Annotated in this window: 13 protein-coding genes; 9 read left to right on the top strand and 4 right to left on the bottom strand. The window is 64.2% G+C overall.

Features of this window, described 5'->3' with window-relative positions:
* Positions 1–3 precede the first annotated feature (3 nt).
* Entirely contained in the window at positions 4–393 is a 390-nt protein-coding gene (locus JOE41_RS01540) for a DUF2177 family protein (protein WP_011692170.1), read from the bottom strand.
* A 16-nt stretch (positions 394–409) separates the two neighbouring features.
* On the opposite strand from JOE41_RS01540, the gene JOE41_RS01535 reads away from it, so the two are divergent.
* A complete protein-coding gene (locus tag JOE41_RS01535) occupies positions 410–1,159 on the top strand; it encodes a lipoate--protein ligase family protein (protein WP_209753497.1) in 750 nt (249 codons plus the stop codon).
* Positions 1,160–1,248: 89 nt separating this feature from the next.
* On the opposite strand, the gene JOE41_RS01530 is transcribed toward JOE41_RS01535, so the two are convergent.
* Entirely contained in the window at positions 1,249–1,506 is a 258-nt protein-coding gene (locus tag JOE41_RS01530) for a mycoredoxin (RefSeq protein WP_011692168.1), read from the bottom strand.
* 178 nt (positions 1,507–1,684) lie between these two features.
* Between JOE41_RS01530 and JOE41_RS01525 the strand changes: the two genes are divergently transcribed.
* Complete coding sequence (locus JOE41_RS01525; protein WP_043429813.1) at positions 1,685–2,413, top strand: SOS response-associated peptidase; 729 nt, start codon at positions 1,685–1,687, stop codon at positions 2,411–2,413.
* 7 nt (positions 2,414–2,420) lie between these two features.
* On the opposite strand, the gene JOE41_RS01520 is transcribed toward JOE41_RS01525, so the two are convergent.
* Positions 2,421–2,843: a VOC family protein gene (locus tag JOE41_RS01520; protein ID WP_011692166.1), complete on the bottom strand. Its 423-nt coding sequence runs from the start codon at positions 2,841–2,843 to the stop codon at positions 2,421–2,423.
* A 14-nt stretch (positions 2,844–2,857) separates the two neighbouring features.
* Between JOE41_RS01520 and JOE41_RS01515 the strand changes: the two genes are divergently transcribed.
* Positions 2,858–3,184, top strand: coding sequence for a chorismate mutase (locus JOE41_RS01515; RefSeq protein WP_011692165.1), 327 nt, complete (start codon positions 2,858–2,860; stop codon positions 3,182–3,184).
* Between the two features lie 4 nt (positions 3,185–3,188).
* Here the strand turns inward: JOE41_RS01515 and JOE41_RS01510 are convergent, their stop codons facing one another.
* Positions 3,189–3,575 carry a hypothetical protein gene (locus tag JOE41_RS01510; RefSeq protein ID WP_011692164.1) on the bottom strand — a complete coding sequence of 129 codons (387 nt, stop codon included), beginning with the start codon at positions 3,573–3,575 and terminating at the stop codon, positions 3,189–3,191.
* Between the two features lie 454 nt (positions 3,576–4,029).
* Between JOE41_RS01510 and JOE41_RS01505 the strand changes: the two genes are divergently transcribed.
* The 6 genes from JOE41_RS01505 to pdxS all read left to right on the top strand — a co-directional run bounded on the left by JOE41_RS01505 (position 4,030) and on the right by pdxS (position 12,334).
* Positions 4,030–4,362 carry a DUF6504 family protein gene (locus tag JOE41_RS01505; RefSeq protein WP_011692163.1) on the top strand — a complete coding sequence of 111 codons (333 nt, stop codon included), beginning with the start codon at positions 4,030–4,032 and terminating at the stop codon, positions 4,360–4,362.
* Positions 4,359–7,859, top strand: coding sequence for a DNA polymerase III subunit alpha (locus JOE41_RS01500; protein WP_209750490.1), 3,501 nt, complete (start codon positions 4,359–4,361; stop codon positions 7,857–7,859). The genes JOE41_RS01505 and JOE41_RS01500 overlap by 4 nt, the downstream gene beginning before the upstream one ends.
* 143 nt (positions 7,860–8,002) lie before the next feature.
* Positions 8,003–10,012: a threonine--tRNA ligase gene (thrS, locus tag JOE41_RS01495; protein WP_209750488.1), complete on the top strand. Its 2,010-nt coding sequence runs from the start codon at positions 8,003–8,005 to the stop codon at positions 10,010–10,012.
* 22 nt (positions 10,013–10,034) lie between these two features.
* A complete protein-coding gene (locus tag JOE41_RS01490; RefSeq protein ID WP_043430743.1) occupies positions 10,035–10,625 on the top strand; it encodes an HIT domain-containing protein in 591 nt (196 codons plus the stop codon).
* Positions 10,618–11,241, top strand: a complete 624-nt coding sequence (pgsA, locus tag JOE41_RS01485) for a phosphatidylinositol phosphate synthase (RefSeq protein WP_209750485.1) — start codon at positions 10,618–10,620, stop codon at positions 11,239–11,241. Before JOE41_RS01490 ends, pgsA begins: the two co-directional genes overlap by 8 nt.
* Before the next feature lie 166 nt (positions 11,242–11,407).
* Positions 11,408–12,334: a pyridoxal 5'-phosphate synthase lyase subunit PdxS gene (gene pdxS, locus JOE41_RS01480; RefSeq protein ID WP_011692158.1), complete on the top strand. Its 927-nt coding sequence runs from the start codon at positions 11,408–11,410 to the stop codon at positions 12,332–12,334.
* The last annotated feature ends 32 nt before the right edge of the window (positions 12,335–12,366 follow it).

The following is a 12,366-nucleotide window of genomic DNA, read 5'->3' as shown; positions in this document are numbered from 1 at the left end:
CCCCTAGTTCTGGTGGAATACCAGCCAACCGGCCAGCGTGGCCAGGCCGGTCAGCGCCGCGCCCCAGAGAATGTCCACAACGATCAGCTGCAAGGGCCACGTTTTCAGCGTCGCGGCGTTGGTGAGGTCGTACGTGGCGTAGGCGAAGGCGCCCAGGGCGGCACCGTAGCCGACGGCGCTGAGCCAGCTGCCGCCGTCGAGCGCGGGGCGCAGGGCGAAGAAGACAATGCCGGCAATGTAGATCACGTAGAAGACCACCGCGTACCCTAGATTGGGCTTGTCGGCCAGCAGCTCACCAATCTGTCGGCGGTAATAGGGGTTCATCGTCTTGAGCCAGATGGCGTCAATGACGGCGAACGCAGCGGCGACGACCAGGAATTGCAGAATGACCATAAGGGAGCTTAGCAACATGCAGCATGCGGCCGGCGTACCAGCCTCGCTGACCATTGTCCGGCAGGAGGAGTCGCTGGGTGCGGCGCGTGACCTCGAATTCGGCATTGAATTGCTGGGCATGGCTAAGACCGGGCGGATCGGCCCGACGCTTAGGCTTTACCGCCCTGCTCCCACGGTCGCCTTCGGCCAGCGCGACGCGCACCTTCCCGGCTTTGAGGCTGCCGCCCGTGCCTGCCGGGAGCTGGGTTTTGAACCGCTGGTGCGGAAGGCCGGCGGCCGGGCCGCGGCCTACCACCAGGGAACGCTGATCGTCGACCATGTGGAACCTCACGCCGATGCCATTGCCGGCGCGAAGGGGCGCTTCGCCTTCTTCGGCGGGATGCTGGCGGACGCGCTTCGGAGCGCCGGGGTCCACGCCGCCGTCGGCGAAATCCCGGGTGAGTACTGCCCGGGTGAGTTCAGCGTCCACGGCCTCGACCCGGCAGATCCGCAGCACCGGGTCAAACTGATCGGCACGGCCCAGCGGGTGGTCTCAGGAGGCTGGCTGTTCAGTTCGGTCATCGTGGTGCAGAACTCGGCACCGATCCGCATAGTCCTGGAAGCCAGCTACGCGGCCCTGGGGCTGGACTGGAACCCGGCAACTGCCGGCGCGGTGGACGACCTGGTTCCCGGACTCGACGTCGCGGCCATCGAAGCGGCGGTCATCAACACCTACGCCGGCTATGCGCAGCTGGACTACGCGGACTTTGCCAGCCTGCGGGGCTAGCCGGCGGTGCAGGGGCTGCCGGAACCTGCGGATATGCAGAAGGCCGGGCACCCGCGGTGCCCGGCCTTCTGCGCTGAATGAGATGACCCCTAGGCCGCGAGCCGGCTCTTTACTTCGGCTGCCGACGGGTTGGTGGCGGCGGTACCGTCCGGGAATAGCACGGTTGGGACGGTGCGGTTGCCTCCGTTGAGCTGTTCCACGAGGTCGGCGGTGCCTTCGACTTCTTCGATGTTGATCTCGGTGTAACCGATGCCCTGGGCGTCCAGCTGCTTCTTCAGCCGGTTGCAGTATCCGCACCAGGTGGTCGAAAACATGGTGATGGTGCCGGATTCGGGAGTGAAATCCACGGAGTTCTCCTCAAGCTCGTTATTGCTCGTCGTTATCAAATCAGATGTCTTTGTCCTCAACCGTAACCCGGCCGCCGGTATTCCCCTGGCGCAGGGGTGCCGTAGGAACGCCATGGTTACGCCGGGTGACACCGGATGCGGGCGGTGGCATGCTGGTGCCATGTGTGGACGCTACGTGATGGCCAGGGCCGTCGGGGACCTGTTGGCAGAATTTGACGCAGAACTGGAAGAGGAGCTGGTGGTTCCGCCGTCGTGGAATGTTGCCCCGACCGCTGACGTGCCTATCCTGTTGGAGCGGCTGGTGGACGGCAGCCCGGTCCGGCAACTGCACGTGGCCCGCTGGGGGCTGGTGCCGTCCTGGGCCAAGGACCCTTCCATTGGTTCGAAAATGATCAATGCGCGAAGCGAGAGCGTCCTGGAGAAGCCGGCTTTCCGCAAGGCGACCCGCTCCAGGCGCTGCGCGGTTCCGGCGGACGGCTACTACGAGTGGAAGGGTGAAGGCCGCAGCAAGCAGCCCTACTATGTGCACCCGAAGGACGGCCGGCCGCTGGTGTTCGCCGGTTTGTATGAGTGGTGGAAGGATCCCTCCAAGCCCGAGGGGGACCCGCAGCGCTGGATGCTTTCCACCTCCATCATGACGACCGATTCACCGCCGGACGGCTACGCCGGGGGAGTGCTGGCTGAACTCACCGCCCTGCACGACAGGGTGCCCTTGCCCATGGACCGCGAGACCATGCAGGCATGGCTGGATCCGCAGGCGGACGATGCCGCGGGGCTGGTGGATCTGGTCCGGGCCGGTGCGCACGACGTCGCCGAAGGCTGGACCATCGATGCTGTTGGCACCGCCGTCGGGAATGTGAAAAATGACTCGCCGGAACTTATCCAGCCGGTGGGAAGCCTGTTCTAGCCGGCTTTCAGACCGTGACGTTGCCGGCGGCGTCCACGGACCAGGTGGGATTGAAGGCGATTTCCCAGCGGAAGCCGTCCGGGTCCGCGAAGTATCCGGTGTACCCGCCCCAGGGCTGGGTTTTCGGCGAGGCCACCACGGTGGCCCCGGCAGCCTCGGCATCGGCCATGACCCGGTCAACGTCCGCCGTGCTGCCCACGTTATGGCTCAACGTGATGCAGGGGACCCCGGCAGGGATGTCCACGGAGGCTTCGGCCTGCATCTGGCCCGCGTCCCAGAGGGAAAGAATGAGGCCGTGATTTGCCTGGATAAACACCACCTCGCCGGGGACTTCCCGGTGGACCGGCCAGCCGAGGCCGTTGACGTAGAAGGCGCGGGAGGCATCAACACTGCGGACGCCCAATGAAATGAAGTCGACTCGAGGCTGCATTCTTAGATACTGTCATGCACATGCCCACAAATCACGGACACGACAAAGACGCCCAGGCCGACAGGGAGCAGCTCGCAGCTGTCCGTGTGGCCGTCGATGAAGTTGATGAGCAGATTGTCACCCTGATTGCCCGCCGTGAACGCCTGATCCGGATTTCAGGCACCTTGAAGGGTGATGACGCGGAGGTCCGGGCTCCCGGCCGGGTGGAGAAGGTCATCGAACATGTCCGCGCCGCCGCCGAGAAGAAGGACATCGACCCGGACATCGTGGAGAAGACCTACCGGGCGATGATCACGGCTTTCACCGAGCTTGAGATGAAAGTGCACAACGCCAGCAACTAGCGGCTCAGAGGGATTCTTCCACGGGCACGTTTGCCTGGTAGCCCCTGCCGTCAGCGTCGCTGAAGGCCGTCATCAGGTGACCCTTTTCCAGGCCCAGGACGGTACTCATGGGAAAGTTGCCGGTAATGGTGCTGCCTGAGTGCGTCACGCCGCTGAGGTCGAAATTCTCCTCTGTGCCGTCGTGGCTGAAGCAATAGAAGGACACAGCTTCGCCGTTCATGAACTCAATTCCCATTCTTCGCTGATGGGAATGATCCGGCGTGGCCGCGACAAGGCCCACAACGTAGGCGCCCGCCCCGGGGATGTTGCCGTCTATATCAAAAGTCGCCACCAAGGTGGAGTCCTTGGCGGCGATGGCTACGTGCTTCAGGAGTGCGTCGTGGGAGCTCATGGCTCCATCCTGCTCCCTGCGCTCCCGTCCGTCCACCCCTGATCAAGGTTTTGTCAGCCTCCGGCCTGGATCCAAAGTGTTCGAAGATATGTTCGAATATCAATGACCAGCAGGAGTGGGGCCGGCCGGCGGTCCTCTGGCTCCAGGCCGGCGGCGGTAGCGCGGGGGCCAGTGACTTCCGCAAGGGACTTACTCGCTGTGTACGACCGGCACTCCGGACGGATGCGGAGGCCGATCCTTGAGCGCTACGGATTCCTCCGGGCGTTAACAACAACATCAGTCGCCGGCAGCCCTGAACCCGAGGGCTTGTAGTTTTTGTCCCGGCTCCGGCGTAGACTTGAATTATTCGAAGATATATTCGAACCAAGTATCTCAAATCGAATCAATTCAGTTTCTCCCCGCCGGCGGTGCGATCGCCTGTTCGGGAAGGGGAGTGCAGTTCCGGGAGGCGCCGATGGGCTTGTTCAGCGAAGGTGTGGACGTCGTCTGCTCGCCAGCCGGCCAGCCGTCCGCACTCACCTGGGCAGGTCGGCATTACACGGTCTGCGCAGAGCCGGTGCACTGGTTTGAACGCCGTCAGTGGTGGGTGGAGGAAACCCGGGCGCCGCTGGGAACCGGCCCGGGACTGGTGGATCACGAAATCTGGCGCGTCCAGGTCCGGCCAACCGGTGCCAAGGAAACCCCGCAACCCCATGAAACACTCACCCTTGACCTGACAAGGAACATCGGAAACGGTCGGTGGAGGTTGCTGAAGATCCACGATGCCCTAAGGCCACAATCAGCATGAGTTTCACCCATCTTCACGTTTCCACAGCCTTCAGTGCCCACTATGGCGTGTCCTGGCCGGATGAGCTCGCCCAGGCGGCTGCCGCCGACGGCGCCACGGCGCTTGCCTGCACCGACAGGGACGGCCTGTACGGCACCGTCAAACACCTCAAGGCCTGCATGTCGGCGGGCCTGGATCCCGTCGTCGGGGTTGACCTGGCGGTCTTCGACGACGACGGCGACCTCCGCACCCAGCTCGCCGGCCGCGTCGTCGTGCTTGCCCACGGACACAACGACGGTGCGGGCTACCGCGCCCTCTGCCGGCTGATTTCAGATGCCCATGCCCGTACCTCCGGCAAAGCCGGGGGAGTGGTGCCAGTCGCTGTGACCCGCGCCGAAATCGCTTCTCGGGCTCTGCACCCGGAAACACTGGAGCCGGTGCTGACGGTGCTGGTGGGACCGGATTCCGATGTCGGGAGGGCAATGGGCGGACGCCGGTACCTTCGCCCCCGCACGCTTTTCAAACAATGGCTTGACGGCATGCCGAAGGGAACCGTGGCAGCCGAAGTGGTGTCGCACCTCAGTGCTCCCGGTGAGGCGCTGAGCACTGCCCATGCAGTGCGCATGCTCAAGCTTGCTGCCGAGCACGGCGTTCCGGCCGTACTGACCAACGCGGTGCGGTACTGCGCGGAGGATGGCGCAGCCACGGCGGACGTGCTGGATTCGGCCCGCACCTTGAAATCGCTTCCCGAGCTGACAGCGGAGCCGTTGCTGCAGCCCAATGGAAGGGGGTGGCTGAAAACATCCGCCCAAATGCTCGAACTCGGGCAGGAAATCATCCATGCCGCCGGCTACGGCGCCACTGACCTCACGAGGCTGTTGGGCCAGACCGAGGCGCTCGCGGACCGCTGCCGGATGGATCCCGTCACTGATATGGGATGGAAGCGGCCGGTTGTTCCTGAGGCGTCCGTCATCGGCATTGCGGGCGACCCCCTGGTTGAGCTGACCCTGCGCTGCGAGGCGGGCATCGGACGCCGGTTCCCGGGGATATCAGGGAAGCCCGAGGCGGAAATGCGGGCACGGCTGGAACACGAACTGCGGATCATCGCCAATCTGGGATTTGCCTCCTACTTCCTGACCGTGGCCGAAGTTTCCCGGATGATCCTGGAAATGGGAGTCAGGGCAGCGGCCAGGGGATCCGGCGCCTCCAGCCTGGTGAACTACCTCATTGATGTCAGCCAGGTGAATCCCCTGCAGCACGACCTCATCTTCGAGCGATTCCTTTCCCGTGACAGGGCCACGCTTCCGGACATCGACATCGACGTCGAAAGTGCCGAAAGGCACAATGTCTACCGGCGGATCTTTGACCGCTTCGGAGCGGAACGCGTCACGCTCATGAGCATGCAGAACGGCTACCGCGCTCGCGGTGCGGTCCGTGACGCCGGTATGGCGCTTGGCATGGACGACGGCGACATCGGCGAGATCGCCAAGCAGCTTTGGCGCTTCTCTGCAAGGAACTTCCGTGAAGCCCTGGTGGAAAAGCCAGAGCTCAAAGAGTTCGCGGGCAGGGTGGAGCAGCGGGATTTCGCGGAAAACCAGCAACTGGACCTGCTAGTTGACTTAACCGAGAGGCTGGACCGCCTGCCGAGGCACATCTCGATGCACCCTTGCGGGGTGATCCTCGGCGATGCCACCCTGCTGGACAGGACACCCGTCCAGCCCAGCGGACTTGGCCTGCCCATGAGCCAGTTCGACAAGCACGACATGGACCCGATGGGCATGCTCAAGCTGGACGTCCTCGGCGTCCGGATGCAGAGCGCCATGGCCTTTGCTGTCCGGGAAGTTATCAGGCTGCATCCCACCAAGGCCGAGGTAGTGGCAGCCGGCGCCCATCGACCCGGCCCGGACGGAACGGGCCCGGACTACATCGCGGCTGACGGCCGCATTGACCTTAACGCGGTGCCACTGGATGACGAACCAACCTACGAGCTGATCCGGAGCACGCACACCCTGGGTTGCTTCCAGATAGAATCCCCCGGGCAGCGGGAACTGATCGGCAAGATGGCCCCGCGTGAATTCAACGACCTCATCATCGACATTTCGCTGTTCCGCCCGGGGCCCATGAAGTCGGACATGGTGCGTCCCTTCCTGGAACACCGCCACGGTTTTGCGCCGGAGGTCTATCCGCATCCGGACCTCAAGCCCGTGCTCCAGGAAACCCATGGCGTGACGGTGTTCCATGAACAAATCCTGAAGACCTTCGATGTCATGACAAAATGCGGGCTGGCCCGGGCTGACGAATTCCGCCGCGCCCTGGGGAACGAACTCCTGGAACCCAAGGTGGAGGAATTCTTCCGCAAGGAAGCCCGGGCACGGGGTTACACCCCCGAGGTCGTGGATAAGGTCTGGGGAACGCTGAAGGCCTTTGGCAGCTTTGGCTTCTGCAAGGCACACGGGGCAGCCTTCGCCGTGCCCACCTATCAGTCCGCCTGGCTGAAGGCCCACCACCCGGAGGCTTTCCTGGCCGGGCTATGGGAACACGATCCCGGCATGTACCCCAAACGGCTCCTGGTGGCCGAAGCGCGGCGGCTGGGGATCCCCATCCTGCCCCTGGACATCAACCGGAGCCACGCTGAGTACCGTGTGGAACGGGTCGGATCTGGTCCGGACCGCGGCAAGCTGGGCATCCGGTTAAGCCTGAACGGCATCTACGGGCTCTCGGGGGCTGAACTCAAAAGGATCGTGGCAGGGCAGCCCTACGACTCGCTGGCAGACCTGCGTGCCCGCTCCAGGCTGAGTAAACCCAGCATCAAGCGGCTTGCCCAGCTGGGAGCCTTCGATACCCTGCACCGCGAATCCGGCGGAGCCGCCAACCGGGCTGACCTCGTCCAGCACCTGCAGGCCCTCCAGAACCGTCCTTCCAAAAAGGGTGTTGAGGTCATCGAGGGCCAGCTGTCCCTGCCCCTGGGCGATGTTGAACTCAGGAACCTGAAGGCCGAACTGCCTGCTCCGAGCATGATCGATAACGTCAGGGCCGAGCTTGACCTTATGGCCGTGGATGTCAGTGAACACCTGATGACCAGCCACCGGCCCCTGCTCGACAAGCTGGGAGTCACCACGGCGGACAAGCTCCTGGGGCTCAGAAACGGCACGGAAGTACTGGTGGCCGGAGTCCGGATCGCCACGCAGACACCCCCGATGCGCGGAGGGCGCCGGGTGGTTTTCATCAGCATCGACGACGGCACCGGTTGCGTGGACTCGGTGTTCTTCCATGAGGCACAGGAGCTGGCCGGCCCGTTGCTGTTCGGCACCCGGCTGCTCCTGATCCGGGGCAACACCCGCAGGACCGGGCCGCGGGGGATCAGCATCAGCGCCACCATGGCGTGGGACCTGAGCCGCACCGAGACCCTCCCGTACCCGGAAAAACAATCCGCTGACCCCTGGGATCCGGCCCTCCAGTTGCAGGGGCCGCTGGACGGAATCAGCCGCAACCTGGCTATCACGGGACTCGGCAGCTGAGCTCCACCCGGAAAGAGGTCAGGCGCTTGGGCCGGACGCGCCGCTTTGGTCGGCCTATCTCTCAACCGATAGCATGGACGAGGCTGGCTGTGGTCCCCGTACGCCACAAGCTACGAAGCCTTAACTTTGAATAGGAGACACCCGTGTCAGATGCCCAGCAGATCACCCTCATCGTCGACGGCGAAGAGACCAAGGTGACTACCGGGACCACCGGCGCGGAACTCTTCTTTGAGCGCCGCGACGTTGTGGTTGCCCGAGTAAACGGCGAACTGAAAGACCTCGACCAGCCGCTCCCTGAGGGTGCGGACATCGAAGGCGTCACCATCGATTCGCCGGACGGGCTCAATGTCCTCCGGCACTCGACCGCGCACGTGATGGCCCAGGCCGTGCAGCAGTTGCGTCCCGACGCCAAGCTCGGCATCGGCCCGTACATCACGGACGGGTTCTACTTCGACTTCGACGTCGCCGAGCCGTTCACCCCGGAAGACCTGAAGGCCCTGGAAAAGATGATGCTCAAAATCATCAACCAGAACCAAAAGTTCGTCCGCCGCGTGGTGTCCGAGGACGAGGCACGCGAAGCCATGAAGAACGAGCCCTACAAGCTCGAACTCCTGGGCAAGAAGAACAACGCCGCCGACGCCGGGGAAGGCGTCAACGTCGAGGTGGGCGCGGGTGACATCACCATCTACGACAATGTGGACCGCAAGAGCGGGGACAGCGTCTGGTGCGACCTCTGCCGCGGACCCCACCTGCCCAACACCAAGCTCATCTCCAACGCGTTCGCCCTGACCCGGTCTTCAGCCGCTTACTGGCTGGGCAACCAGAACAACCAGCAGCTGCAGCGCATCTACGGGACCGCCTGGCCCACCAAGGACGCCCTCAAGGCCTACCAGGAACGCATCGCCGAAGCCGAACGCCGCGACCACCGCAAACTCGGCGCCGAACTGGACCTGTTCTCCTTCCCGGACGAGCTTGGCTCCGGCCTTCCGGTGTTCCACCCCAAGGGCGGCATCATCCGCAAGGCCATGGAGGACTACTCCCGCCAGCGCCACGTTGATGCCGGCTACGACTTCGTCTACACCCCGCACATCACCAAGGGGCACCTCTACGAAGTCTCGGGCCACCTGGACTGGTACAAGGAAGGCATGTTCCCGGCGATGCACATCGACGCGGAACTGAACGAGGACGGCACCGTGCGCAAGCCCGGCCAGGACTATTACCTGAAGCCGATGAACTGCCCCATGCACAACCTGATCTTCCGCTCACGCGGACGGTCGTACCGGGAACTGCCCCTGCGGCTCTTCGAATTCGGTTCGGTGTACCGCTACGAAAAGTCGGGTGTGGTGCACGGCCTGACCCGCGTGCGCGGCATGACACAGGACGACGCCCACATCTACTGCACCCGCGAGCAGATGAAGGACGAGCTCACCACCACGCTGAACTTCGTACTGGGCCTGCTCAAGGACTACGGCCTTGACGACTTCTACCTGGAACTCTCCACCAAGAACGAAGGCAAGTTCGTGGGAGACGACGCCACCTGGGATGAAGCCACCCGCACCCTGGCCGAGGTGGCTGAAGCGTCCGGCCTGGAGCTCATCCCGGATCCGGGCGGAGCTGCGTTCTACGGCCCCAAGATCTCCGTCCAGGCAAAAGATGCGCTCGGCCGGACCTGGCAAATGTCAACCATCCAGCTGGACTTCAACCTGCCTGAGCGCTTCGAGCTCGAATTCCAGGCCGCCGACGGCACGCGCCAGCGTCCGGTGATGATCCACCGCGCCCTGTTCGGTTCCGTGGAACGGTTCATGGGCGTGCTGACGGAACACTATGCCGGCGCCTTCCCGGCGTGGCTGGCACCCGTACAGGTTGTTGGCATCCCCGTGGCGGAAGCTTTCAACGACTACATGTTCGACGTCGTGGATCAGCTCAAGGCCGTAGGCATCCGGGCCGAGGTGGACATCTCCTCCGACCGCTTCCCGAAGAAGATCCGCACCGCCAGCAAGGACAAGATTCCGTTTGTCCTGATTGCCGGCGGCGAGGATGCCGAAGCCGGAGCAGTGTCCTTCCGGTTCCGCGACGGCAGCCAGGACAACGGCGTGCCGGTCGCCGAGGCCGTCCAGAGGATTGTCGAAGCCGTCCGCAACCGGACCAGCTAGCGAAAGCGGAATGGCAGGCGACGTGCAGGAGAACACAGGCGCTGGCGGGGGATATCCGGGCGACGGCGAGGTGACCGATGAGTTCGGCCTGGCCGGAGTCCCGGACGCTTTCCAGCGCCTGTGGACTCCGCACCGCATGGCCTACATCAAGGGCGGGCAGCACCAGTTCAAGAACAAGGATGACTGTCCGTTCTGTGTGGCCCCTGCCCGCAGCGACGAGGATTCGCTGATTGTTTACCGCGGACGGACCGCCTACGTGGTGCTGAACCTCTTCCCGTACAACCCGGGCCACCTGCTGATCTGCCCTTACCGCCACATTCCGGATTACACGGACCTGACCGTGGAGGAAACAGCGGAATTCGCGGCACTGACGCAGACGTCCATGCGGGTCCTGCGGAAGGTGTCCAACCCTGGTGGCTTCAATCTTGGGATGAACCAGGGCGTGGTGGGCGGGGCCGGAATAGCCGGCCACCTGCACCAGCACGTGGTCCCGCGGTGGGGAGGGGACGGCAACTTCTTCCCCATCATCGCCCAGACAAAAGCGATCACGCAGACGCTGGGCGAGGTCCGCCAGCAGGTTGCCGAGGCGTGGCCGCAGGACGAACATGCTTAACCGGCATGCCCGCGGGTTCTTCACCGCCCTGTTTTCACCGCTTGCCCGCTGGCTTCTGAAGATTGGTGTTTCACCGGACGCCATCACCATCGTGGGCACGGCGGGAGTCGTGGTGGGCGCGCTGGTCTTCTACCCGCTGGGCGAGCTTTGGTGGGGAACGCTGTTCATAACAGCCTTCATCTTCTCGGACGTTCTCGACGGCATCATGGCCCGGATGCAGGAGCGCGGCGGCCGTTGGGGCAACTTCCTGGATTCCACCCTGGACAGGGTCGCCGACGGCGCCCTGTTCGCCGGCCTTGCCATCTGGTATTTCACGGGAGGCGCGGACCGCGCGATCGCAGTCGCCGCCGTCGTATGCCTGGTGCTTGGCATGGTGGTCTCCTATGCGCGGGCGAAGGCCGAAGCCCTGGGCTTCCACGCCAACGTGGGCATTGCCGAGCGCGCGGAACGGCTGGTGTCGGTGCTCGTGGTCACCGGATTCACCGGGATCGGCCTTCCCAGCGTGGTCCTCCTGGTGACGCTTATCCTCCTGGCCGCCGCCAGCCTGGTCACCGTGATCCAGCGGATTGCCACCGTGCACCGGCAGTCGCTGGAAGAGACGGGACTGCCGGGGTAACCCGAATTCAGCTGGGTCGCAGCGTGGGACTAGTATTAGCTGTACCTGGTCATTGGATCCGGTAATCCGGTGTGCGCGCGGCGTGGCTTGTCCCGCCTATGCTGCCGCCTGCGCCGGAACCGAGAGACCGGATCTACGTAACATCTAGCTACCCATAGGGGTTTTTGTGTCTACACCTGATGTAAGCAGCGAAGCCGGCTCGTCCGCCAACAGCGTCACGGGCAGCAACCGCGTCAAGCGCGGCATGGCCGAGATGCTCAAGGGCGGCGTCATTATGGACGTCGTCAACGTCGAACAGGCCCGCATCGCCGAAGACGCCGGTGCCGTGGCCGTGATGGCGCTGGAACGCGTTCCGGCCGACATCCGGGCCCAGGGCGGCGTGTCCCGCATGTCCGATCCGGACATGATCGACAAGATCATCGAAGCCGTGTCCGTGCCGGTCATGGCCAAGGCCCGGATCGGCCACTTCGTCGAAGCCCAGGTCCTGCAGTCCCTCGGCGTGGACTACATCGACGAGTCCGAGGTTTTGACCCCGGCCGACTACGTCAACCACATCGACAAGTGGAACTTCAAGGTTCCCTTCGTCTGTGGCGCCACCAACCTCGGCGAGGCGCTGCGCCGCATCAACGAGGGTGCAGCCATGATCCGGTCCAAGGGCGAAGCCGGTACGGGCGATGTCTCCAACGCCACCGGCCACATGCGCCAGATCCGTTCCGAGATCGCCAAGCTTGCCGCCCTGCCCGAGGACGAGCTCTACGTCGCGGCCAAGGAACTGCAGGCCCCGTACGAACTGGTCAAGGAAGTTGCTGCCGCCGGCAAGCTCCCGGTGGTCCTGTTCACCGCCGGCGGTATCGCCACCCCGGCCGACGCCGCGATGATGATGCAGCTCGGAGCTGACGGCGTGTTCGTCGGCTCGGGTATCTTCAAGTCCGGCAACCCGGCCCAGCGTGCCGCCGCCGTCGTGAAGGCCACCACCTTCTTCGATGACCCCGACGTCATCGCCAAGGCATCCCGCGGCCTGGGCGAAGCCATGGTCGGCATCAACGTCGACGAAATCCCCCAGCCGCACCGCCTCGCCGAGCGCGGCTGGTAACAGCTTCACAGCAGTACGACGGCGGCGGGTCA

This window comes from Arthrobacter sp. PvP103 (assembly GCF_017833075.1).
In the GTDB taxonomy this organism is placed as follows: Bacteria; Actinomycetota; Actinomycetes; order Actinomycetales; family Micrococcaceae; genus Arthrobacter.
Note: the sequence above shows the minus strand (reverse complement) of the source record. Positions and strands in the feature narration are given on the sequence as shown.